Source organism: Paenibacillus sp. UNC496MF (assembly GCF_900113915.1).
Classification (GTDB): domain Bacteria; phylum Bacillota; class Bacilli; order Paenibacillales; family Paenibacillaceae; genus Paenibacillus_Z; species Paenibacillus_Z artemisiicola.
This window is the reverse complement of sequence record NZ_FORE01000008.1, coordinates 1-20,199: the sequence shown is the minus strand read 5'-3', so window position 1 is coordinate 20,199 and position 20,199 is coordinate 1. Positions and strand designations below refer to the sequence as shown.

The window sequence follows — 20,199 nt, the reverse complement described above, 5'->3', positions numbered from 1 at the left end:
CCTCCCTGCTGGAATCCTTATGATAATCGTTCGTTCAGCGTGCCGCCCACAGAAAGCCGCGGCGCATGAGCTCGAGCGTCTGCGGCATGGCGACGATGTTCGCCTGATGGCCGAGCGAGTTGTAGTAGACGCGCCCCTGGCCCCAGGTTTTCGTCCAGACGACCGGCATTTTGACGTCGCCGAAGTTGGTCGTCGCATGGACCTTCACCGCTGGGTCAACATGCATGTAGTACTGCTCGGAGACGACCTCGAAGTCGCCGATGCCGCTCGTCAATGGATCGTTCTCGTCGGTCATGTTAACGTCGTAGCGGACGCCGTCGTTGCCCGGATGCGCCACCCATTGGCCGCCGACCATGTACTGAAAGTCCGTCTCGTTGCGGAACGAATCGCCCATGCCGCCGTGGCAGCCGGCGATGCCGCAGCCCGCTTGCACCGCATCCAGCAGCGGACGCAGCTGCTCCTGCGTGATCTGTCCCATCGTCCATACCGGCACGATCAAGTCCTGGCTCGCCATCAGTTCCTTGTCCGCGAACGCGTCCAGCGTGCCCGACACCGTCACGTCGAACCCTTCCTCGCGCAGCAGGCCCGCGAAAATTTCCCCGACTTCCTTCGGCTGATGGCCGTCCCATCCGCCCCATACGATAAGCGCTTTTTTCATCGTCCAAAATCCTTCCTCTGTCGCGTATTCAAATGCGGTCTAAGCCCGCTATGGCCGTCTGCGTCCCAGCGCCGTTTGCTCTTCGATAACCTTCGGCCCGCCCGAAACGGCGGCTCAGCGCAGCTCCGAAATCGCGACCCAACGGCGTTCCTCGATCGACTTGTCGACCGCTTCGAGCACCGCTTGGCATTCCACGCCGTCCGCGAAGTTCGGCACCGGCTGGCGGTCTTCCGCGATCGCGTTCATGAACTCGACCATCTCGTGCGTGAACGTGTGCTCGTAGCCGATCGTGTGGCCCGGCGGCCACCAGTTTTGGCTGTACGCGTGGGCGCCGTCCGTCGCCAGCACGCGGCGGAAGCCCTGCACGTCGTCGGCGTCGTCGGAGAAGAACACTTGCAGCTCGTTCACCCGCTCGAAGTCGAACTTGATGCTGCCTTTGCTGCCGTTGATCTCGAACGAGTTCGTGCAGCGGTGGCCCGGCGCGAAGCGCGTCGCTTCGATGCTGCCGAGGGCGCCGTTGTCGAAGCGCGCGAGGAACAGCGTCGCGTCGTCGACCGTCACTTCGCCCTTCGGCGCGCCCTTGTCGCCTTTCGCGGTGAGGCCGCCGGTCGTCGCCGTCAGCAGCGGACGCTCCTTGACGAACGTTTCGCTCATGCCGATGACTTCATGGAATTCGCCGACGAGGAACCGGGCCATGTCGATGACGTGCGCGCCCAGGTCGCCGTGGGCGCCGGAGCCTGCGATATCCTTCTGCAGGCGCCAGACGAGCGGGAATTCCGGATCGACGATCCAATCCTGCAGGAAGAAGCCGCGGAAGTGAAATATCTTGCCGATGCGGCCTTCCGCAATTAGCTTCTTCGCCAGCTGGACGGCCGGCGCGAAGCGGTAATTGAAGCCGACCATGTGCTTGACGCCGGCTTTCTCGGCGGCGTTCAGCATCTCGACGGAGTCCGCCAAGTTCAGCGCCAGCGGTTTCTCGCAGAAAATATGCTTGCCCGCCTTCGCCGCGGCGATCGCGATTTCCTTATGCGCGTCGCTCGGCGCGTTGATGTCGACGACGTCGATGTCGTCGCGGACGACCAGGCTGCGCCAGTCGGTCTCGGCGCTCTCCCAGCCGAACTGCGCGCGGGACTGCTCCACCCCCGCGGCGTCGCGGCCGCAAATCGCGACCATCTGCGGACGCTTCACGTCCGGGAAAAACATCGGCAGCGCGCGATAGGCGTTGCTATGCGCCTTCCCCATGAATTTGTAACCGATCATCCCTACTCGAATGCTGCTCATCGTACGATTCCACCTCTCCGCATGATTGGGTTGAATAGAATAGCTGGAACAATCTTCAGTTCAGGTCGTGCCGTCGGGCATGGAGGAAGCGCGTTCAATCAGCTCGACGGGCAGCTTGACGTCGAACGGAGCGGCGTCCGCGGGGTTCGCGACGGCGTCGAGCAGCCGCTCGGCGGCTTCGCGGCCGATGTCGAAGAACGGCACGCGAATCGAGGACAGCGGCGGGTCCGTCATGCGCACGACGTCGGAATCGTCGCAGCCGATCAGCGCGAGCTCGTCGCCGACGCGGATGCCGAGCTCCTTCAAGCCCTGCAGGAGCCCGATCGCCATCCGGTCGTTCGCGGCGATCACGGCGTCCAGCCGGCCCGCCCGCACGAGGTCTGCAACCGCTTTCGCTTGCAGGTAACCGGTCTTGCGGCTGTAGTTGCCGAGCAGCACCCGCTCGGGCTCGTACGCCGCACCGGCTTCCGCCAGCGCCTCCCGGTACGCGTCCAGCCGGTCCCGGCTGTTGGAATAGACCGCCGGCCCGTTCAGGAACCCGATCTGCCGGCGTCCCCGCGCCAGGAGATGGCGAACCGCTTCGCGCAGGCCCGCGCCTTGGTCGGCATCCACGGAATTGTAGGCTTCGCCGCCGAACCGCTGATTGACGAGGCAGAAGGGATGGTTCCCTTCCTTCAGCTCCGCCAGCGCCTCGCGCTCGGACGGCACGTCCTGCGCCCCGATGAGGATGCAGGCGTCGATCTTCTGCGTCCGGAACAGGTTGGCGTAATCCCGCGGCTCCTCCGGCTCGCGGAACAGCAGCAGCAGATCGTACCCGCGCCGCTTGGCGGCGATCCCGATCCCGCTCAGCACTTCGGAGAAATAATACGTCGAGAACAGGTTGACCTTCGCCAGCATCGGCAGAATGACGCCCAGATTGCCGCTTTTGCGCAGCGCAAACCGCTGCGCGAGCGCGCTCGGCACGTAATTCAGCCGCTCCGCCGCCTCCAGCACCCGTTTCGCCGTTTCCTGCTTGACCGACCCGACGCCGCTAAGCACGCGCGAAACCGTCGCCTCCGAAACGCCGGCAAGCTCAGCGACTTTTTTACGGATAGGTCCTCGCTCCCGTTCTGCATCATCTAGAATGTACACGCGTACATTCTCTCACGGCGGCACCCGGTTGTCAACGGCGAATCGCGTCGAATCGCGGAAAAGAACGGCAAGCCTTTCGGACTGGCGCTCTCGTCCCTTATTTGTCGGCCATTCGGCCCGGCGCAGCGAAAAAAGCCCCGTCATCCGACTTCGCCGGACGCGGGGCCTGCTTGGTTATTAGGGCGCCATCTCCAAAAACTTGGAGGTGGGGTTCTTCTCCATGGCGGTGCGCATCGCGTATTCGTTCTCGAACAGCGCGACGTAATTGTCCTTCTTGTCTTTCACGAGCGTCGAGTTGATCCGGTACTTGGACGGATCGATCTTCTCGTCGACGATCCAGCGCGCGAATTGGAACGGCATCCGGTGCAGCATGATGTCGACGCCGTATTCCGAACGCATGCGATGCTCGAACACCTCGAACTGCAGCTGGCCGACGACGCCGAGAATCGTCTCGTCGAAGTTGCCGGTGGACTGGAACACCTGCACGGTGCCTTCCTCCGTCAGCTGGTCGATGCCCTTCTGGTATTGCTTATGCTTCAGCGCGTTCTTGACGGTCACCTTCGCGAACAGCTCCGGCGAGAACGTCGGCAGCTCGTCGAACACGATGTTTCCGCCCTGCGCGAGCGAATCGCCGATCCGGAAGATGCCGGGATCGAACAGGCCGATGATGTCGCCCGGATACGCGTTCTCGACGATATCCCGGTCCTGGGCCAGAAACTGCTGCGGCTGCGACAGCTTGATGTCCTTGCCGTTGCGCACGTGGCGCACGCTCATGCCGCGCTCGAAGCGGCCGGAGCAGATGCGCAGGAACGCGATCCGGTCGCGGTGCGCCGGGTTCATGTTCGCCTGGATCTTGAATACGTAGCCGGTGAACTTCTCGCTCATCGGATCGACCGGTCCCGACGTGCTTTGGCGCGGCGTCGGCGCCGGCGCCAGCTGCAGGAAGTTCTCGAGGAACGTCTGCACGCCGAAATTGTTGACGGCGCTGCCGAAGAAGAGCGGCGTCAGCTCGCCCGCGCGCACCTTCTCGTAGTCGAACTGGTCGCCGGCCACGTCCAGCAGCTCCAGATCCGCGATCAGCTGATCGGTCAGATAATCGCCGGCCATCTCGCGAATATGCGGATCATGGTAGTCCTCGACCTTCTGCACCTCGATCGTGGAATGGTCGTTGCCCCGGAACAGCTCGACCTGGTTCTTCATCCGGTCGTAGACGCCGCACAGCTCGCGGCCCATGCCGATCGGCCAGTTCATCGGAACCGCCCGGATGCCGAGCACGCGCTCGAGCTCTTCCATCAGCTCGAACGGATTCTGGCCTTCGCGGTCCAGCTTGTTGATGAACGTGAAGATCGGTATGCCGCGCTTGCTGCACACCTGGAACAGCTTGATCGTCTGTGCCTCGACGCCCTTCGCGACGTCGATCAGCATGACCGCGCTGTCCGCGGCCGTCAGCGTCCGGTAGGTGTCTTCGCTGAAGTCTTGGTGGCCCGGGGTGTCCAAAATGTTGACCCGGTGTCCGCTGTAATCGAACTGCATGACGGACGACGTGACGGAGATGCCGCGCTGCTTCTCGATCTCCATCCAGTCGCTCGTCGCGTGGCGGCTCGCTTTGCGCGCCTTGACGGAACCCGCTTCGCGAATCGCGCCCCCGAACAGGAGCAGCTTCTCCGTCAGCGTCGTTTTCCCCGCATCGGGGTGAGAAATGATGGCGAACGTGCGCCGTTTCTCGACTTCCTGCTTGATTTCGTCCGTAATCGTTTTGCTCATGTCTGTTCCCTTCGTCCCTTTAAATGCCGCCGATCAGAAACCCCCGCGCCGGCGCCGCTTCGACGCCGGCCAGCTTGAGCGGCGCGACGACCATGAAGTAGCTGCCGGTCGCGACGTCCCTCAGGCGCAAGCCTTCCACGACCACGATGTTGTTGCGGAACAGCGCGCGGTGCGTCGGATACCCGATTTGGCCCCGCTCGATGCCCAGCGCGTCCGTGCCGATGCCGCGGACGCCGAGCTCGATCAGGTACTGCGCTCCGTCCTCCCGCAAGTACGCGAAGTCCGGCTCGAACGCGTCCGCATAAGAATTACGCGTCTTCATCAGCACCCAATCGTTGCGCTGCAGCCCGAGCGGCTCCAGGTCGTCCCGCGTGACGGCTTCCGCGCAATGCGTCAGGTCCGCCACGCGGGCCATGCCCACGAGCGGCTCCAGGCCGATCGTCTCGATCGCGTCGCCGTCCTTCAGCATATGCAGCGGCGCATCCACGTGCGTGCCGGCGTGCGCGTCCAGATCCAGCCGGGATTGATAGACGGCCTCGCCGCCTTCGTGGCAGGCTACGTTCGTGATCTTCGGCATTTTCGATTCTTTGTTTTTGTACACCGGCATCGCCGGCTCGATCGTCATCGAGATATCGTAAATCCTAAACATCGCCGCATCCTCCGGGGCTCATCGCCGCGCAAGACGACGGCCGGTTCATTTCGGCCCGCCGGAGATCCAGATGACGTTATCCTCCGCCTGTCCGTTGACCGGCCACCAATGGAAGCCGTCCTCGGCCAGCAGCTGCTCGACGCGCGCCGGTCCCCACGAGCCCGCGGGATACAATTCGAGCGCCGGGCTGTTGCCGCGCCACGCTTCGGCGATGCGGTCCACGAACGCCCAAGCCTCCGCCACCTCGTCCCAACGGGTGAAGTACGTCGATTCCCCGCGTCCCGCGTCGTGAAGCAGGCGTTCGTACGCTTCCGGCGTGTTGATGCCGATCATGCAGCTTTGGCAGAATTCCATCGATACCGGCTGCACGACGTTGTCGACGCCGGGCTTCTTCGCGTTGATTTTAATGTAGATGCCTTCCATCGGATTCACGCGGATGACCAGCAGGTTCGGCGCCAGGTCGTGACGCTGCGCGAACAGGATGTTGTCCGGCACGTTTTTGAACTCGACGACGACCTCGGTCGTCTTGACCGGGAGCCGCTTGCCCGTCCGGATGTAGAACGGCACGCCCGCCCAGCGGAAATTGTCCAGGTGGACGCGCGCCGCGAAATACGTCTCGGTCTCCGACTGCGGATTCACGGAATCCTCCTCGCGGTAACCGCTGAGCGGCTTGCCGTTCAGCTCGCCGCCGGCGTACTGGCCGCGGATGACGTTCGCCTTCACTTCCTCCGCCGATGCGAACGGACGCAGCGAGCGAAGCGCCTTGACCTTCTCGTCGCGGAGATCCTCCGGATGCAGCCGGCTCGGCGGCTCCATGGCGATCATCGCCAGCATCTGCATCATATGGTTCTGCACCATGTCGCGCAGGGCGCCGGACTTGTCGTAATAGCCGCCGCGCTCCTCGACGCCGACCGTCTCGGACAGCGTGATCTGCACGTTGGCGATATGCTGGTTGTTCCAGAGCGGCTCGAAGAAGGCGTTGGCGAATCGCAGCACCTGGATGTTCTGCACCATTTCCTTGCCCAGATAATGGTCGATCCGGTAGATCTCCTCTTCCTTGAACACCTGGCTCAGCTGCGCGTTCAGCTTGCGCGCCGATTCCAGGTCGTAGCCGAACGGCTTCTCGATGACGAGCCGGTTCCAGCCCTTGGACTCCAGCATGCCGCCGTCGCGCAGGTTGAACGACACCGGTCCGAACAGCTCGGGCGCGAGCGCCAAATAGAACAGGCGGTTGCCCGGAATGTCGAACTTGGCGTCCAGATCCGCCGTCAGGCGGGCCAGCTCGCGGAAGCCGTCGACGTTGTTGATGTCCAGCGACATGTAAACGAAATGCGAGGCGAATCGCTCCCACTGCTGCGAATCGTCCGCTTTGTACCGGCAAAATTCGCCGATCGACTCCAGCAGGTCCGCGCGGAACTGCTCGTTCGTGCGCGGACGGCGGGCAAGGCCGACGACGGCGAAGTCTTCGGCCAGCTTGCCTTCCTTATACAGGCTGAACAGCGCGGGAAACAGCTTGCGGCGCGCCAGGTCGCCGGTCGCGCCGAACAAATAATATACCGCACCTTCGGCGGCGATGGAATCGTGTTTGCTCACGTCGGTCATGTCCCTCAATTCTTTCTATGTATTTTTTTGGCACCGCTGACACGCGTCGTTTTAATGTAGTGTAGCATAACGGGCTTGGAGAAGCTATTCGTCCCGGGCGAAAAACCCCCGTGCCCCTTGGGGAGCGCTCACTTAGCTTGCATCGTATAATCCCCGGTTATGAGCGGAACGCCGATAATTAATTCCGCCCCCGTCCGCGGCGTGCCGCGCGACTCCGCGATCTGCAGGTTCACGGGCTTCGAACCGCTGAGCACCCGGCTTCCGAGCGCCCCGCTGTAGTACGTCAAGCTGCTGGTATTCCCGTCGTCGTAGGCTTCCGTTTCCTCGGCTTCCGCCGCTTTCGCGACGCGCGCGCCCGCTCCCTCCGCCGCGGGCCGGCCCTTGACGGTGAACCCGCCGCGCAGCTTCAAGTCCGACGCTGCCCGCATCGCCTTCTCCACTTTGGCGAGCCCCGCGCTGATGACGCTCCGTTCCGTTTGCCCCGCCGCATCCAGCAGCAGCACCACGTCATACCGGGGTTCGCCCTGGCGCGCTCCGTCCTTCGCCGGCTGCGAGCGCACCCACAGCGTCAGCTTGTAGTGGGGATCGGACGCCACGACGTCGACCGGCCCCCCGTCCGCGTTCAAGCGGCCGCTCAGCTTGAAGCCCAGCGCCGAGGCGAAGTCGTTCGCCGCCTTGAGGTCCGCAGCCCCGTCCCAGCGAAACGACCATGCGGCGCCGCCCGCGCCGCCGGCGTATGCCGCGTCGCTCCAGCGCCACACCGTTTCGAAATCCGCGCGCAGCGGCCCGGCGGACGCGCCGCCGCCGCCGCCGTTTCCCCGCAGGATCGCCCACGCGGCGGCAGCGGCGAGCACGAGAAGCGCGGCAAGCACGCCGATTTGCGGGCGCCGCCCGCGCTTCGTTTTCCGGATGGGGACCGGCGTCATGGACCCTTCTGCCATCGGTGATTCACTCCTTGCGCCCGTTCTTTGCGGGGCGATTTGGGTAAATATCCATACGCAACCGCCTCTGGGTGAATACACTGTCACAGGTCTACTTAGGGGAGGTGTCAACTAAGCGATGGAACAAATTTATCCGCTTCACGAGGAGAACATCAAACGCTTTTGCGGTATGCCCGTCTGCGTAGTGACGAACGAAGGACAGCGCCATTACGGCATCCTGAGCCGCTGCCACGAAGGGCGCATCGTGCTGAACGAGCGTCCCGCGACTGCCGACGGCCAAGGCAGCCTCGGCGGACAGGCGACCTCGGGACTCCACAAAGGCAAGGTGACGAATCAAAAGAGCAAGAAGCAGAAAAAGGGGAAAGCCGCCGCGGCTGCCGAATCCAAGACGACGGGCGCAGCGCAGACGCAGGCCTATTACCCTTACGACCCATACGGCTACTACGGCGACTGGTACGGAGGCTTTGGTTTCGGCGGCGATGTGCTCGCGTTCGATTTGGCCGCGCTCGCCTTCCTGTTCCTGCTCATCTAAACGACCCTCGCGCCGCCCGAGCCTGCCGCCGCGGACTCGGGCATTCGCACGGGGATGGCTTGTCCGTTTCCGCTCGCGCCTGTGTTGGGGACATGCGTCTTGAAACAATATGGATCATGCGGTCAAGCCGGGAGGCTTATGCGGAACGGCTCGAATCGATCTCGTAGCTGAGGAGAAAATTCTCGTATGCGTCTAGTGTTATTGCCGTGTAATCTGCTATGTTTAGCATAGCACAATCCTTAGCCGGAGGCGATGTCCGTGGTCATGCCTTACGCCGTTTCGCCCGTCAGCGAGGCCGTTCGCCCGAATGACGAGCCGATTTATCCGTTGGAACGATACGCGATGTATCCGCATGCATGGGAGGAAGGCTATCCTTACCGCGGAAAAGAAGGGGGCCGTGCCGCGTCGGTCAAACGCGTAAAGCCGGCCGGTCTCTTGGACTTGCCGGCTTCTTTGCCGCGCGGCGCCGGCGCGGCGCTGCGCGCGGCCGCCGAGCATGCCGCCGCGTGGCTGCGCGAAGCCGGGGAGCTCCGCGCGGCGCTTGAGGCGCTGACGCAGCGGTTTCCGCCGCGGCCGGATTCGCGGCGGATCGTCGCCGCGGAAGGCGCGGCCGTCGGCCGGGCCGAGCCCGGCGCGGCGACCGGCCGCTTCGAGGTGCGCATCCATTCCGTCGCGCGGCCCCAGTTGAACCTGGGGTTCGACCTTGTCGCGGACGCGCCTTCCGTGGTCCGTCCCGGCCAGCATGGCCTGCGCATCCGCCGCGGGGGGGTCCAGGAGGATGCCCCGTTAACGATCGAGGTCCTGCTCGGCGATACGAACGCGGACGTCATCCTGCGCTTGCGCGATGCCGTCCATGCCGCAGACACAGGCGTCGCGTCCGCCGTGCAGGAAGCTCCGCTGGACGGCTTCGTCCGCCTGGCGCTGGCCGCTTCGGCGACCGGAACGGCGAACGCGTTCGAACCGTCGGACGAGCCGGGAAGCAGCCTCGTCAACGCGCTCGGCATCGGCCGGATCGCGCGGCCCGCTTCCGATGCCGTCTATGCGATCGACGGCGGCGCCGCGACGGTCTCGGGCTCCAATGCGGTGCCGCTGCCGCGCCTGGGCGCCGTCCTGGACCTCGAGCAGGCGGCGGTCTTCGGCTCCCGCGTCGACGTCCGGGTCGAGCGCGACCTCGCGCCGCTGGCGGAACGGCTGCGCCGGGTGGCCGCCGGCGCCAACGCGCTGCGCGAGCTGCACGTCCGCGCCGGCGGCGCCCTTCGTCCGGAGCCGATGCGGCGGATCGATGACGCCCTGGCGCAGGCCGGCGCCGGAGCAGCCGGATTCCGGCGCTCGTCCGCCGGCGCGTGGCGGGTGGACGAAGCCGAGCTGCGCGCGGCGTTCGGCGCCTCGGAGATGGCGGAGAGCCTGCGGCGCATCGCCGGGCCGGGCGGTTTCGCCGCCGCGCTGGCGGACGAGATCGACGGGTGGCGGTGTCGGCCGCTCGACGCGCTGCTCGATCTGAACGGCGGCTTGTTTCTAGCCTTTGCCCAATATGGCGCCGACGCCGCGCCGCGGACGCCGTCGGGGTTAAGCGGCTTTCGCGTCGATGCCGCGCTGTAGCGTCACAGCAGGATGACGTCGACGATCTCGCCTTCCGCGGCACCCGAAGCGCCCGGTTTCAGGCGGATCAGCCCGTCGGCGGAGGGAAGGGACGCCAGCATGCTCGATTTGCCGAACGCGAGCGGGTCGGCGTACAGCACGCCGTTCTTGGCGTAGAGTCGCGCCCGCACGAATCGCTCGTGCGGGCTTCCTTTCGCGAAGCCGCCGACGAGCCTGGCCGTCGCCTGCTTCGGCCGCGCCTGCTCCGGCGATGCCCCTTGCAGGCGGGCGATCGCGGGCCGCGCGAACAGCTCGAAGCCGACGAAGCAGGCGCCGGGATTGCCCGACAAGGCGAGGAGCAGCTTGCCGGAGACAATCGCGGCCGACGTCGGCGCGCCCGGGCGCATCGCGGCTTTGTTGAACAGCAGCCGGCTATCCGGCGGCAGCTGCGGCGACAGCTGAGGCTGCCGCGCTTCTCCGTCAGCCGCCGCCTCCCCGATCCCGATGCCGCGAAGCAGCGTCGCCATGACGTCGTAATCCCCGACCGACACGCCGCCGGTCGTGATCAGCATGTCGCACCGCGCCAGCGCGTCCGCGACGGCCCGCGCCGCCGCCTCATGCTCGTCCGGCACGCGGCCGAGCATGACCGGCACGCCGCCGCTTTGCCCGATCAGCGCGGCGACCATCGCGCTGTTGCTGTCGCGGATGCGCCCCGGCGCAAGCGGCGCCTCCACGGGCAGCAGCTCCGCGCCGGTCGCGAGCACCGCGACGCGCGGCCGCGCGTACACCGGCACGCCGGCATAGCCGAACGTGCCGAGCAGCGCCACATGGCCCGGCCGCAGCAGCTCGCCCGGCCCCGCAAACACGCTTCCGCGGCGGAACTCCTCGCCCCGCGGCGCGACGTTCTGGCCGGGCCGGGCGGCGCTCTTCACCCGCACCGCCGCTTGCCCGTCCAGGCGGGCGTCCGCCGTCTGCTCCAGCATGACGACGGCGTCCGCCCCCGAGGGCACCGCGCCGCCCGTCATGATGCGGACGGCCGTGCCCGGCGCCACCTCCGCCGAGGCGAGCTCGCCGGCGGCGACGGCGGCGACGACGCGCAGCGTCGCCGGCGAGCCCGGCGACGCTAGCGCCGTATCCGCGCTGCGGACGGCGAATCCGTCCAGTCCGGCCCGCGCGAAAGGCGGCCAGTCCGTCGTCGCGGCCGCCGACTCCGCCAGCCGCCGGCCCCCGGCCTCCCACAGCGGCACGTTTTCCCGCCGCCCCGGGACGGCCGCCGCGATGACCATCTCCATCGCGTCGTCTACTTTCACGGCGCGCCTGCGAAACCGCGCCTCCTCCTGCCTCTCGTTCATGCGACCTCCGCTGCGTCCATCCGCCCGACGATTTTCGTTCATTCGCTTCCCATACCGCCGACGATCCGAACGCGTCACGCCCTGCGTCCATCCGACCGTCCGACTTTTTCGTTTCCGTCATTCCCTGCCCGTGCCGGCTCTCGAGCCGTTCCGAACGCAACACGCCCTGCGTCCATCCGACTTTTTCGTTTCCGTCATTCCCTGCCCGTGCCGGCTCTCGAGCCGTTCCGAACGCGGCTCATCCCTCGACTTCGGCCCGGTCCTTTACACGATCGTCACGGGTGCTTATCATGTTCTTATCATTGTAGCAGAATCCGGCCGGGCCGTGGATACGCTTTATCAACCTTCCCGCAAACCGGCCAGTCTCATCGTTCTAGAAAGGAGAGCCGCGCATGCTCGACCGTTTTCCCGACCGGACGCCGGCGGACCGCATCCCGTTCGTGCTCCAGCTCGTCGGATACAAGAACAGCGGCAAAACAACGCTGACCGCCAAGCTTGTCGCCCGCCTCAAGCATGCGGGCTATCGCGTCGGCACCGTCAAGCACGACGCCCACGACTTCGACATGGACCGGCCGGGCACGGACACGTGGGAGCATCAGGCCGCCGGCGCCGACATGACCGCGATCAGTTCCTCGTCCGGCAGCGCGATCCTCAGCAAAGGCCCCGAACCGCTGTCCGTGCTCCTCGCGCATATGCGGCATTTGGACGTCGTGCTGGTCGAAGGCTTCAAGCAGGCCGAGCATCCCAAGCTTATCCTGCTGCGATCGCCGGAGGACAGGGAGCTGCTCAGGCTCGCGAACTCGCTGCTGGCCGTCGTCTGGCCGGAAGCCGCCGCCCTGAAGCCGGCGATCGCCGTCCCCGTCTACGACCTCGCGGAGGACGACGCCATCGCGCAAGCCGTCTTCGCGCGAATCCCTGCCCGCGAACGCTAAAAAGGGCCCGAAAACAGCTCACGTTCGTCCGTGCGCTCCTTTCGGGCCCTTTCCTGCCGCGCGATCTCTCGGTTGCAGCCTGCTATCGCCGCAACCCCATGCGCTTTACCACCGCCTGCTTTTGCCGCAACCCGCAGCCTTCCTTACTCCGCCAATCCGTGCTTGTGCGCGTAAATCGCCGCCTGCGTCCGGTCTTCCACGCCCAGTTTCGCGAAAATATTCGTCACGTGGAACTTGACCGTCTTGATGCCGATGTACAGCTCATCCGCGATTTCCTGGTTGGACAAGCCGCGGCCCACGCACTTGAGCACGTCCATTTCGCGCTCGGTCAGCTGGTCGTGCAGCGGCTTCGCGTTGTCCGGCTTCGGCTGGCGGAACCGGTTCATCATCTTCGCCGCCACCTGCGACTCCAGCACGGATTGCCCGCGGGACGCGGCGCGGATCGCTTCGGCGATTTCGTTCGCGCGCGACGTTTTCAGCAGGTAGCTGAACGCGCCCGCCTCGATGACCGGATACATTTTCCCGTCGTCCAGGTAGCTGGTGAGCACGATGACTTTGCAGTCCGGATACAGCTCCAGCAGCCGCCGGGTCGTCTCTACGCCGTCCATGCCTTCCATGACGAGATCCATCAGCACGACGTCCGGCCGGTACGCCTGCGCGAGGCGAATGCCCTCTTGGCCGTTGCTTGCTTCCCCGACGACTTCGATGCCTTCCTCCGTATTCAGCACGGCCGCCAGACCGATCCGCACCATTTCGTGATCGTCGACCAACAAGACCTTAATAGGCTGCTCGATGCTGTCCATTCGTTCGATCGCTTCCATTCGGTGAAATTCCTCCTCCATCCGGTGCTGCCGACGGCACCCAAATATCGATGACGACTCCGTTGCCCGGCGACGTGATGAGCTTCATGGAGCCGCCCAGTTCGTTTACCCGCTCTTCCATCGTGAGCAAGCCGTACGACGTCTGCTTCTTCTCCTCGGCGTGGAACCCGACGCCGTTGTCCTGCACCGTCAACCGCACGTACGCCCCCGCTTGTTGCAAATAAATGTTCAGCTGGTCCGCTTTGGAATGCCGCAGCGAGTTGGACAGCGCCTCTTGGGCGATCCGGAACAAATGATCCTCCGCTTCCGCCCCGAGCTTCACGGCCACGTCGGCCTCCAGCGTAATCGCCATCGGTACCTTCTGCTTCAGCTCGTCCACGAGTCCGTGCAGCGCTTGGCTGAGATGCTTGCCGTCCAGGTGGACCGGCCGCAGATGCAGCAGCAGCGCGCGCATTTCCGACTGCGCCACGGACGCCATCTCCTCGATGAGCTGGACCTGCCGCTTGGCGCGTTCCCAGTCCTTCTCGAGCGTGCGGCTGACCGCCGTCGCCGTCATGGAGATGGCGAACAGCTGCTGGCTGACGGCATCGTGCAGCTCGCGCGCGAGACGCTGCCGCTCTTCGATGACCGCCGTGAACCGGACTTGCTCCGTCCACGCCTCGTCTTCCGCGGACAGCGTTTCTTCGGCATCGTCTTCGCTGACTTCCGCCGGGAGCGTCACGCGCTGGCGTTTGCGCCGCTGCTGCTCGGCCAGCCGTTTCAGCGCCGCGCGGAGCTTCATCCCCTGTAGATAACTATACACCGCCGCGAGCACGAGCGCAGCCGCGATGACCGATAATCCGATCAAGGCCGCCTTGCTTTGCAGCGCGAACAGCTTCACGTATCCGGTGCCCTGGAGCACCAGCACGCTTATGCCCAAAATCACGAACAGCCAAAGCACGGTTTCCGCCGCGTTTTTGCGTTTCGCTTCAGCCGGGATTCGCGGATCCGGCCCTTGGCCCCGAAATCCGACCGGCGTTTCGCTCCGCTTGACGGGCGCGGTGAGCATATCGTTCTGTTCTTGCGCCTCTCCGCGTTCCGGTTCGGGCGTTCGTTCGCTCATGGCCGTTCCTCCTCCCTATGTATGAACGCGCGAAAACATGCCAGTGGCCGATGCCGGTGAAGCGCATCGACCAAGGCATATCGCATGGACGTATTCGTGCCCGCGTTATTCGGCGGACGGCGGGTTCAGCCGGTTTTTGAGCGCCTGCAGCTGCTCTTCCACCTTCAGTTGCTTCGAAGGATCGACCGGTGCCGCCGATGCCGGGCGGTTGTAGGAGTTGTAAGGCACGCGCATGACGTCCGCTTCCGCTTCCATTTGCATGATCTTCTCTTCCATCCGGCCGAAGCCGCGCGACGCGTTGCCGCTTTCGATCGTGTGCACCGCGGTGACTTGCGCCATTTGCTTCTTCGCCTTCGCCATTTGGGCGCGGGCGGCGAGCTCGTTGCGCTTGTTGCGGAGCTGGTAGTACTCGTCTTTCATGCCGTGCAGCTGACCCATCAGTTCTTCGGCTTGCGCTTTGGCATTCGCGTGCAGCTCCGTGAATTCGACCGTCTTCTGGTCGAAGAAAAGCTTCTCTTCCAGCAGCTTGCGCGCCAGCTCTTCCTGTCCCGAACGAAGCGCCGTCTCGGCTTTCGCCTCGCGGTCCGCGCCGCCTCTCGTCGCCTCTTCCAACCGCTGCAGCATGCGGCGCTCGTTGGCCATTTGCTTCGCGACCGTCAGTTCCGCCGCGTGGATCTCGGCCTCCATGTCGCGCAGGTATTGGTTCAACATGACGACCGGATCTTCCATTTTATCGAGCAGTTCGTGAATGGACGCTTTCGTCATGTCTTTCATCCGTTTGAAAATACTCATTGTTAAACATCTCCCTTCTCGTGTTTAGCCAGTTTTGCGCGGAGCTCTTCGATTTCCTTCTTCAATGCGCGTTTCTCCAGGTCTTCCATCATGGCATCGATATTGGAAGGCGGGGTCGCCTGCGTTTGAGCGGGCGGCTTTTGCCAGCTCGGTCCGGATGCGCCGTCGTACGAATTGCCGTACGTGCTGCCTTGTTGGCCGTAATTGTTGTGCCCGCCGAAGTGATTGCCGCCGAAATGGCCGTTGTGATGGTTGTTGTTCCAGCCGCCGCCGAATCCGCCGGGGCCGGGACCGTATCCGCCGCCGAAATCGTAAGGATTTTTCGGTACGACCAGACCGGCCAAAACGTATACCAGAATCAATGCGCCGCTCGTAAAGACCGTGACGACGATCAGGAGAATCCGAACGAGCGTCGCATCCACGTTCAGCATCTCGGCGAGCCCGCCGCAGAGGCCGAACAGCTTCTTGTCGCGTCGCGATCGATACAGCTTCTTCATTGCGATTTCCATCCTTCCTGCTGCAGTTTCCGCTTCAATTGCTCCATTTCGCGTTCAATGCTGGATTGCAGCGTTTGTCCTGCTCCGCTCACCCATTCCTGTCCGGCTTTGCGGAGGTCGCGCAGACTGCGCGCTTCGAGTTCCATATCGTTCAGGCGGTCGTCGAGCCGACGGAAGATGCCGGCCGACTGCTGACCCGGCGCGTTGTTGAACACGCCGCCCTGCGCATAGCGTTCATTCAGCCGCTGCTGCAGACGGAGCGACTCCATCCGTGCCGCGAAATACTCCCGCTTGTCGTACACGCTCTGATATTCGCTGCGCAGCTCCCGGAGCTGCTCTTCCAGCTCTCTGACGTTCTGCGCCGCTTGCTCGTAAAGTTCCCCGTATTGCGCGGCGCGCTCTTCGCTCGATGCTTTCTCCATCAGCGCGATGCGGGCGACGTGCTCTTCGCCCGCTTTAAGGGCGATGATCGCTTGCTGCTCGCGTTTCTCCTTCAATTGCTCCGCTTGCAGCCACTGGGCCTTCAAATGATTGCCGTGGCCGTTCACTTGCTGATACAGCTTCTCGGCCTGAATGATCTCTTCCCGCGTCGACCAGAGAAACTGGTCGATCAGCTTGACGGGATCTTCGGCTTTCTCCAACCGCTCGTTCAGCGTCGCGACCGTCATGTCCCTTACTCTCCGCATAATGCTCATTGCCTGATCCTCCTTCGTTCCGAACGTTCAATGACGATTAGTGCCGATTGCCTAGACGCGTTTCTCGCGATTTTTGAACATTGCCACGCCCCACACGATCAAGCCGATCGCGATCAGCAGCGAGAGCAGGCCGAAGAGCTTCGGCAGCAGCATCAGACCGCCGACGACGATCAGGATCGAACCGATCACCTTGCTGTTGTTGCGAACGCCGACCACGCCGAGGCCGATCAGGATGAACGGCATCAGCAGGCCGACGATCCAGCCCAGGTGAATGCCGAGAAACTTCATCACCATCAAACCGCCAATGACGACCAGGAATGCGCCCAGTGCATTTTTCCCCATGTTTTGTCACCGCCTTTCGTTTTTCGCTTTTACTTGCTTTACGTTTTGGCCTTGCGGATGTTTCGTTTCTTGCTTATGTCCTTATTTTAGGTTCTTTTCGGATTTCCCAAAACGGACCCGCGACGGTATTTGACCCTAGACCTCAGGCGGGGTGCTCGCAGACACTTAGACCGAACGCGTCTACGACTCGAGAAACCCGCCAGGTCCGCTGTTTCGCATAGGCTGGCCGCCCTTTGCAAATCCTATAAAAAAAGCCCGTGAGACGATCCGTTTCACAGGCAGAGGTTATGAAGGCTTAGTAGAGCGATGCCTGAAAATCCTAAATCATCCTCGCTTCGATCCGAGGCTCCGCTTTTTTGAGCTCGGCCTCGATCCGTTCCGGCCGCTCGTCGGTTAGGACGACTTTAGCCGACGGCCGATAATGCCGCTGCAGAAACTGAATCCGGTAGGCGCCCGGGGGATGCGTATAATCGAGTCTGGAGCCTTCCAGCAGCTCCACTCGGCGAATTCGTTCTCGTTCGCGTTCAGGCATCGCTAGCGCAATCGCTTTATAGGCATCGAAAAAGCTGCCTTGCTGCCCATTAAGCACATGCCGCTGCAGCGCCATACTGAACGTCAGTTCGCCGTACAGCTTGTCATTAAGACGCATCATCGCTTCGGTGCCGCTCATCTCCGCGCTCAACGCATCCGCCAAATATTCTGCTCGCTGCGATTCGTAATAATAAAGGTGAATGAAACCGACGGCCATGTACAGCGGAATGTAGGATAGCAGCTTAAGTACGTTTTTTGAAAGGAATACCGCCCAGTTTCGTTCCAAGATTAACGAATCTTGAGGATGCAATAGGTCATGCCATCGAATCAGCGTACGGTAAGCGGATAACGTGAAGAAAGAGCGACGCGCATCGCGATTGACCCCGTGCGCGATCTCATGCCCGATCAGGGCGATCCTTTCTTCACAATCCAAAATCCCAAACAACGGCAACCCGAGCGTTATGTAGCGCTTCATGCGCCAGCCCGCTTGCGCATACGAAGCATTAAACCGATGGTCCAGGATCAAGCCGCCACCACCGCAGCGAGCAAATAAAAGAAGTAATACCCTGAATGCACTTGACGATCAAGTACCAACAGCCAATGAATAAAGCCGCCGTCACGGCATGGACGAGCCCCGCGAACAGATTCGTCAGCAGCCTGTCTCTAAATAACTTCTCCTGCGCATCCGAATCCTGTATCATGTCTTGCAGCAATTTCTTGCCCATACGCTGGCCAAGCTTGAGGTACGTCGCCTCAATACGACCTTGGGACGCGTCCTGGTCTGACGGCTCCAAATTCCATCCGCATTCGCACCAGGATCGATAGTGCACATGCGCCGGGATGCGCCTGCTGCATGACGGGCAGGCTTGATATGTTTCATCGGTTTGACTTGCAGTCGCTTCTGCTTGCACCTACGCGCGCTCCCTTGACGATATTATCGAGTTCCTCTTCATTTTACAAGAAAAGGAAAGCGCCGAATAGCAACATCTTATGAAGGGTCAGTAAAGCCTGTCGCACGCAGCCATCTAAAGATAAAACAAAAACGTTGACCGGCATAGACCGATCAACGTTTATTTTAAAGCGTTTTGGTTTCACAAGTTGGTGCCGGTGAGAGGACTCGAACCTCCACGGTTTCCCTCACGATTTTGAGTCGCGCGCGTCTGCCATTCCGCCACACCGGCTTATTGATGGCGTGCCCTAAGAGATTCGAACTCCTGACCTTTTGATTCGTAGTCAAACGCTCTATCCAGCTGAGCTAAGGGCACAAAATAAAAAAAATGGTGGAGGCGCCACCCAGACTCGAACTGGGGGTAAAGCTTTTGCAGAGCTCTGCCTTACCACTTGGCTATGGCGCCACATAAAAATGGAGCGGAAGACGGGAATCGAACCCGCGACCCTCGCCTTGGCAAGGCGATGCTCTACCGCTGAGCCACTTCCGCATAAAATGGCTGGGGATCTAGGATTCGAACCTAGGCATGACGGAGTCAAAGTCCGTTGCCTTACCGCTTGGCTAATCCCCAACATTTATGAATTTTAAGTTGAAATGGGGCGACCGATGGGACTTGAACCCACGAATGCCGGATCCACAAACCGGTGCGTTAACCCCTTCGCCACGATCGCCATACAACTTATGAAATTGGCAGGGGCAGCAGGAATTGAACCCACACTAACGGTTTTGGAGACCGCTGTTCTACCTTTAAACTATGCCCCTAAATAATTAAGTGGTGGAGGATGATGGATTCGAACCACCGAACCTGGAAGGAAGAGATTTACAGTCTCCCGCGTTTGGCCACTTCGCTAATCCTCCAAGAATGGTGCCGGCGAGAGGACTTGAACCCCCAACCTACTGATTACAAGTCAGTTGCTCTACCAATTGAGCTACACCGGCAATTGATGCGTCGTTCATTCATAGCTTGTCTGAATGGTGGCTCGGGACGGAATCGAACCGCCGACACGAGGATTTTCAGTCCTCTGCTCTACCAACTGAGCTACCGAGCCTGACATGGTTATAATGGCGGAGCCGACGGGATTCGAACCCGCGGTCTCCTGCGTGACAGGCAGGCATGTTAGGCCTCTACACCACGGCTCCACATTATAGGCTAGTCCTCGGTAGTGAACCGAAGGTAAATTGGTTGCGGGGGCAGGATTTGAACCTGCGGCCTTCGGGTTATGAGCCCGACGAGCTACCGAGCTGCTCCACCCCGCGTCATTATTAATGTTACTATTATGGTGGAGGCTGAGGGGATCGAACCCCCGACCCTCTGCTTGTAAGGCAGATGCTCTCCCAGCTGAGCTAAGCCTCCGCATTTGAGCGACAAGTAATACTATAGCTTATCAGTCATGCTCAATGCAAGTCTTTTTGAATAATTTTGGAGAAAATGGTGACCCGTAGGGGATTCGAACCCCTGTTACCTCCGTGAAAGGGAGGTGTCTTAACCCCTTGACCAACGGGCCTTATCTGGCGGAGAGCGAGGGATTCGAACCCTCGATACGCGGTTAACGTATACACGATTTCCAATCGTGCTCCTTCGACCACTCGGACAGCTCTCCATTAATGGCTCCCCGAACAGGACTCGAACCTGTGACAACTCGATTAACAGTCGAGTGCTCTACCAACTGAGCTATCAGGGAACAATATTCAATTCAGGTATTTGCCACCCTGAAAACTGGATACGAACCTTTGCGAAGGTCTTGCTTAGCTGAAGCGATGTACCTTGGATAAGCCCTCGACCGATTAGTATTCGTCAGCTCCACGCATTGCTGCGCTTCCACCTCGAACCTATCTACCTCGTCGTCTTCAAGGGGTCTTACTAAATTGGGAAATCTCATCTTGAGGGGGGCTTCACGCTTAGATGCTTTCAGCGCTTATCCCGTCCGCACTTGGCTACCCAGCGGTGCTCCTGGCGGAACAACTGGTACACCAGCGGTGCGTCCATCCCGGTCCTCTCGTACTAAGGACAGCTCCTCTCAAATTTCCTGCGCCCACGACAGATAGGGAC

19 protein-coding genes, 16 tRNA genes and 1 rRNA gene are annotated in these 20,199 nt (G+C 62.1%); 3 read left to right on the top strand and 33 right to left on the bottom strand.

Annotated elements, in window-relative coordinates:
- Nucleotides 1–34 precede the first annotated feature (34 nt).
- From BMZ79_RS14070 to BMZ79_RS14040, 7 genes are all read right to left on the bottom strand, one after another.
- The gene (locus BMZ79_RS14070) at nucleotides 35–658 is read right to left on the bottom strand and encodes a ThuA domain-containing protein (RefSeq protein WP_090641079.1); all 624 of its coding nucleotides are present in this window, start codon (nucleotides 656–658) and stop codon (nucleotides 35–37) included.
- Between the two features lie 114 nt (nucleotides 659–772).
- Entirely contained in the window at nucleotides 773–1,939 is a 1,167-nt protein-coding gene (locus BMZ79_RS14065; protein ID WP_090641077.1) for a Gfo/Idh/MocA family protein, read from the bottom strand.
- Nucleotides 1,940–1,999: 60 nt separating this feature from the next.
- The gene (locus BMZ79_RS14060) at nucleotides 2,000–3,070 is read right to left on the bottom strand and encodes a LacI family DNA-binding transcriptional regulator (RefSeq protein WP_256252738.1); all 1,071 of its coding nucleotides are present in this window, start codon (nucleotides 3,068–3,070) and stop codon (nucleotides 2,000–2,002) included.
- Nucleotides 3,071–3,247: 177 nt separating this feature from the next.
- Entirely contained in the window at nucleotides 3,248–4,834 is a 1,587-nt protein-coding gene (locus tag BMZ79_RS14055; RefSeq protein ID WP_090641075.1) for a peptide chain release factor 3, read from the bottom strand.
- Between the two features lie 19 nt (nucleotides 4,835–4,853).
- Nucleotides 4,854–5,483 (bottom strand): cyclase family protein, encoded by a 630-nt coding sequence (locus tag BMZ79_RS14050; protein ID WP_090641073.1) that lies wholly within the window; start codon nucleotides 5,481–5,483, stop codon nucleotides 4,854–4,856.
- A 45-nt stretch (nucleotides 5,484–5,528) separates the two neighbouring features.
- A complete protein-coding gene (gene zwf / locus BMZ79_RS14045) occupies nucleotides 5,529–7,076 on the bottom strand; it encodes a glucose-6-phosphate dehydrogenase (protein ID WP_256252737.1) in 1,548 nt (515 codons plus the stop codon).
- A 137-nt stretch (nucleotides 7,077–7,213) separates the two neighbouring features.
- Nucleotides 7,214–8,026, bottom strand: a complete 813-nt coding sequence (locus tag BMZ79_RS14040; RefSeq protein ID WP_090641069.1) for a YwmB family TATA-box binding protein — start codon at nucleotides 8,024–8,026, stop codon at nucleotides 7,214–7,216.
- A gap of 118 nt (nucleotides 8,027–8,144) precedes the next feature.
- Here BMZ79_RS14040 and BMZ79_RS14035 point away from each other — a divergent pair, with 118 nt between their 5' ends.
- A complete protein-coding gene (locus BMZ79_RS14035) occupies nucleotides 8,145–8,558 on the top strand; it encodes a hypothetical protein (RefSeq protein WP_090641067.1) in 414 nt (137 codons plus the stop codon).
- A 258-nt stretch (nucleotides 8,559–8,816) separates the two neighbouring features.
- On the top strand, nucleotides 8,817–10,157 hold the full coding sequence (locus tag BMZ79_RS14030) for a hypothetical protein (protein WP_143088954.1): 1,341 nt from the start codon (nucleotides 8,817–8,819) through the stop codon (nucleotides 10,155–10,157).
- 2 nt (nucleotides 10,158–10,159) lie between these two features.
- Here the strand turns inward: BMZ79_RS14030 and glp are convergent, their stop codons facing one another.
- Complete coding sequence (glp, locus tag BMZ79_RS14025) at nucleotides 10,160–11,488, bottom strand: molybdopterin molybdotransferase MoeA (protein ID WP_090641063.1); 1,329 nt, start codon at nucleotides 11,486–11,488, stop codon at nucleotides 10,160–10,162.
- Nucleotides 11,489–11,880: 392 nt separating this feature from the next.
- Here glp and mobB point away from each other — a divergent pair, with 392 nt between their 5' ends.
- Nucleotides 11,881–12,420, top strand: a complete 540-nt coding sequence (gene mobB, locus BMZ79_RS14020) for a molybdopterin-guanine dinucleotide biosynthesis protein B (protein WP_090641061.1) — start codon at nucleotides 11,881–11,883, stop codon at nucleotides 12,418–12,420.
- Nucleotides 12,421–12,563: 143 nt separating this feature from the next.
- Here mobB and BMZ79_RS14015 read toward each other — a convergent pair whose 3' ends face one another.
- The 25 genes from BMZ79_RS14015 to BMZ79_RS13895 form a co-directional block, all read right to left on the bottom strand.
- Nucleotides 12,564–13,241: a response regulator gene (locus tag BMZ79_RS14015; protein ID WP_090641059.1), complete on the bottom strand. Its 678-nt coding sequence runs from the start codon at nucleotides 13,239–13,241 to the stop codon at nucleotides 12,564–12,566.
- Nucleotides 13,198–14,343 carry a sensor histidine kinase gene (locus BMZ79_RS14010; protein WP_256252735.1) on the bottom strand — a complete coding sequence of 382 codons (1,146 nt, stop codon included), beginning with the start codon at nucleotides 14,341–14,343 and terminating at the stop codon, nucleotides 13,198–13,200. Before BMZ79_RS14010 ends, BMZ79_RS14015 begins: the two co-directional genes overlap by 44 nt.
- 105 nt (nucleotides 14,344–14,448) lie before the next feature.
- Nucleotides 14,449–15,135 (bottom strand): PspA/IM30 family protein, encoded by a 687-nt coding sequence (locus BMZ79_RS14005; RefSeq protein ID WP_090641057.1) that lies wholly within the window; start codon nucleotides 15,133–15,135, stop codon nucleotides 14,449–14,451.
- Between the two features lie 2 nt (nucleotides 15,136–15,137).
- The gene (locus BMZ79_RS14000; RefSeq protein WP_090641054.1) at nucleotides 15,138–15,632 is read right to left on the bottom strand and encodes a PspC domain-containing protein; all 495 of its coding nucleotides are present in this window, start codon (nucleotides 15,630–15,632) and stop codon (nucleotides 15,138–15,140) included.
- A complete protein-coding gene (locus tag BMZ79_RS13995) occupies nucleotides 15,629–16,327 on the bottom strand; it encodes a PspA/IM30 family protein (RefSeq protein ID WP_090641052.1) in 699 nt (232 codons plus the stop codon). Before BMZ79_RS13995 ends, BMZ79_RS14000 begins: the two co-directional genes overlap by 4 nt.
- Before the next feature lie 51 nt (nucleotides 16,328–16,378).
- Nucleotides 16,379–16,669: a LiaF transmembrane domain-containing protein gene (locus BMZ79_RS13990; RefSeq protein ID WP_090641049.1), complete on the bottom strand. Its 291-nt coding sequence runs from the start codon at nucleotides 16,667–16,669 to the stop codon at nucleotides 16,379–16,381.
- Nucleotides 16,670–16,988: 319 nt separating this feature from the next.
- Complete coding sequence (locus BMZ79_RS13985; protein ID WP_143088953.1) at nucleotides 16,989–17,726, bottom strand: M48 family metallopeptidase; 738 nt, start codon at nucleotides 17,724–17,726, stop codon at nucleotides 16,989–16,991.
- Nucleotides 17,704–18,111 (bottom strand): hypothetical protein, encoded by a 408-nt coding sequence (locus BMZ79_RS13980; protein ID WP_143088952.1) that lies wholly within the window; start codon nucleotides 18,109–18,111, stop codon nucleotides 17,704–17,706. Before BMZ79_RS13980 ends, BMZ79_RS13985 begins: the two co-directional genes overlap by 23 nt.
- A gap of 188 nt (nucleotides 18,112–18,299) precedes the next feature.
- Nucleotides 18,300–18,381: transfer RNA gene (locus BMZ79_RS13975), tRNA-Leu, on the bottom strand.
- A gap of 7 nt (nucleotides 18,382–18,388) precedes the next feature.
- Nucleotides 18,389–18,465, bottom strand: a tRNA-Arg gene (locus BMZ79_RS13970).
- 16 nt (nucleotides 18,466–18,481) lie between these two features.
- Nucleotides 18,482–18,555, bottom strand: a tRNA-Cys gene (locus BMZ79_RS13965).
- Between the two features lie 9 nt (nucleotides 18,556–18,564).
- Nucleotides 18,565–18,639: transfer RNA gene (locus BMZ79_RS13960), tRNA-Gly, on the bottom strand.
- 6 nt (nucleotides 18,640–18,645) lie between these two features.
- Nucleotides 18,646–18,720: transfer RNA gene (locus tag BMZ79_RS13955), tRNA-Gln, on the bottom strand.
- Between the two features lie 24 nt (nucleotides 18,721–18,744).
- Nucleotides 18,745–18,820: transfer RNA gene (locus BMZ79_RS13950), tRNA-His, on the bottom strand.
- A 17-nt stretch (nucleotides 18,821–18,837) separates the two neighbouring features.
- A tRNA-Trp gene (locus BMZ79_RS13945) sits at nucleotides 18,838–18,911 on the bottom strand.
- Between the two features lie 11 nt (nucleotides 18,912–18,922).
- Nucleotides 18,923–19,007: transfer RNA gene (locus BMZ79_RS13940), tRNA-Tyr, on the bottom strand.
- Between the two features lie 5 nt (nucleotides 19,008–19,012).
- Nucleotides 19,013–19,088, bottom strand: a tRNA-Thr gene (locus tag BMZ79_RS13935).
- 34 nt (nucleotides 19,089–19,122) lie between these two features.
- A tRNA-Phe gene (locus tag BMZ79_RS13930) sits at nucleotides 19,123–19,198 on the bottom strand.
- 14 nt (nucleotides 19,199–19,212) lie between these two features.
- A tRNA-Asp gene (locus BMZ79_RS13925) sits at nucleotides 19,213–19,289 on the bottom strand.
- Nucleotides 19,290–19,329: 40 nt separating this feature from the next.
- Nucleotides 19,330–19,406, bottom strand: a tRNA-Met gene (locus tag BMZ79_RS13920).
- 21 nt (nucleotides 19,407–19,427) lie between these two features.
- Nucleotides 19,428–19,503 (bottom strand) — tRNA-Val (locus BMZ79_RS13915).
- Between the two features lie 76 nt (nucleotides 19,504–19,579).
- A tRNA-Glu gene (locus BMZ79_RS13910) sits at nucleotides 19,580–19,654 on the bottom strand.
- A gap of 5 nt (nucleotides 19,655–19,659) precedes the next feature.
- Nucleotides 19,660–19,750, bottom strand: a tRNA-Ser gene (locus BMZ79_RS13905).
- 5 nt (nucleotides 19,751–19,755) lie between these two features.
- Nucleotides 19,756–19,831, bottom strand: a tRNA-Asn gene (locus BMZ79_RS13900).
- A gap of 83 nt (nucleotides 19,832–19,914) precedes the next feature.
- Nucleotides 19,915–20,199 (bottom strand): 23S ribosomal RNA (locus tag BMZ79_RS13895); the annotation flags it as partial.

Coding starts and splice junctions, on each gene's coding strand:
- glp (WP_090641063.1), bottom strand. CDS start 11,488: ATGAACGAGAGGCAGGAGGAGGCGCGGTTTCGCAGGCGCGCCGTGAAA.
- BMZ79_RS14010 (WP_256252735.1), bottom strand. CDS start 14,343: ATGAGCGAACGAACGCCCGAACCGGAACGCGGAGAGGCGCAAGAACAG.
- BMZ79_RS14005 (WP_090641057.1), bottom strand. CDS start 15,135: ATGAGTATTTTCAAACGGATGAAAGACATGACGAAAGCGTCCATTCAC.
- BMZ79_RS14015 (WP_090641059.1), bottom strand. CDS start 13,241: ATGGAAGCGATCGAACGAATGGACAGCATCGAGCAGCCTATTAAGGTC.
- BMZ79_RS14035 (WP_090641067.1), top strand. CDS start 8,145: ATGGAACAAATTTATCCGCTTCACGAGGAGAACATCAAACGCTTTTGC.
- BMZ79_RS14000 (WP_090641054.1), bottom strand. CDS start 15,632: ATGAAGAAGCTGTATCGATCGCGACGCGACAAGAAGCTGTTCGGCCTC.
- BMZ79_RS13995 (WP_090641052.1), bottom strand. CDS start 16,327: ATGAGCATTATGCGGAGAGTAAGGGACATGACGGTCGCGACGCTGAAC.
- BMZ79_RS14070 (WP_090641079.1), bottom strand. CDS start 658: ATGAAAAAAGCGCTTATCGTATGGGGCGGATGGGACGGCCATCAGCCG.
- BMZ79_RS14055 (WP_090641075.1), bottom strand. CDS start 4,834: ATGAGCAAAACGATTACGGACGAAATCAAGCAGGAAGTCGAGAAACGG.
- BMZ79_RS14050 (WP_090641073.1), bottom strand. CDS start 5,483: ATGTTTAGGATTTACGATATCTCGATGACGATCGAGCCGGCGATGCCG.
- BMZ79_RS14065 (WP_090641077.1), bottom strand. CDS start 1,939: ATGAGCAGCATTCGAGTAGGGATGATCGGTTACAAATTCATGGGGAAG.
- BMZ79_RS13990 (WP_090641049.1), bottom strand. CDS start 16,669: ATGGGGAAAAATGCACTGGGCGCATTCCTGGTCGTCATTGGCGGTTTG.
- mobB (WP_090641061.1), top strand. CDS start 11,881: ATGCTCGACCGTTTTCCCGACCGGACGCCGGCGGACCGCATCCCGTTC.
- BMZ79_RS14040 (WP_090641069.1), bottom strand. CDS start 8,026: ATGGCAGAAGGGTCCATGACGCCGGTCCCCATCCGGAAAACGAAGCGC.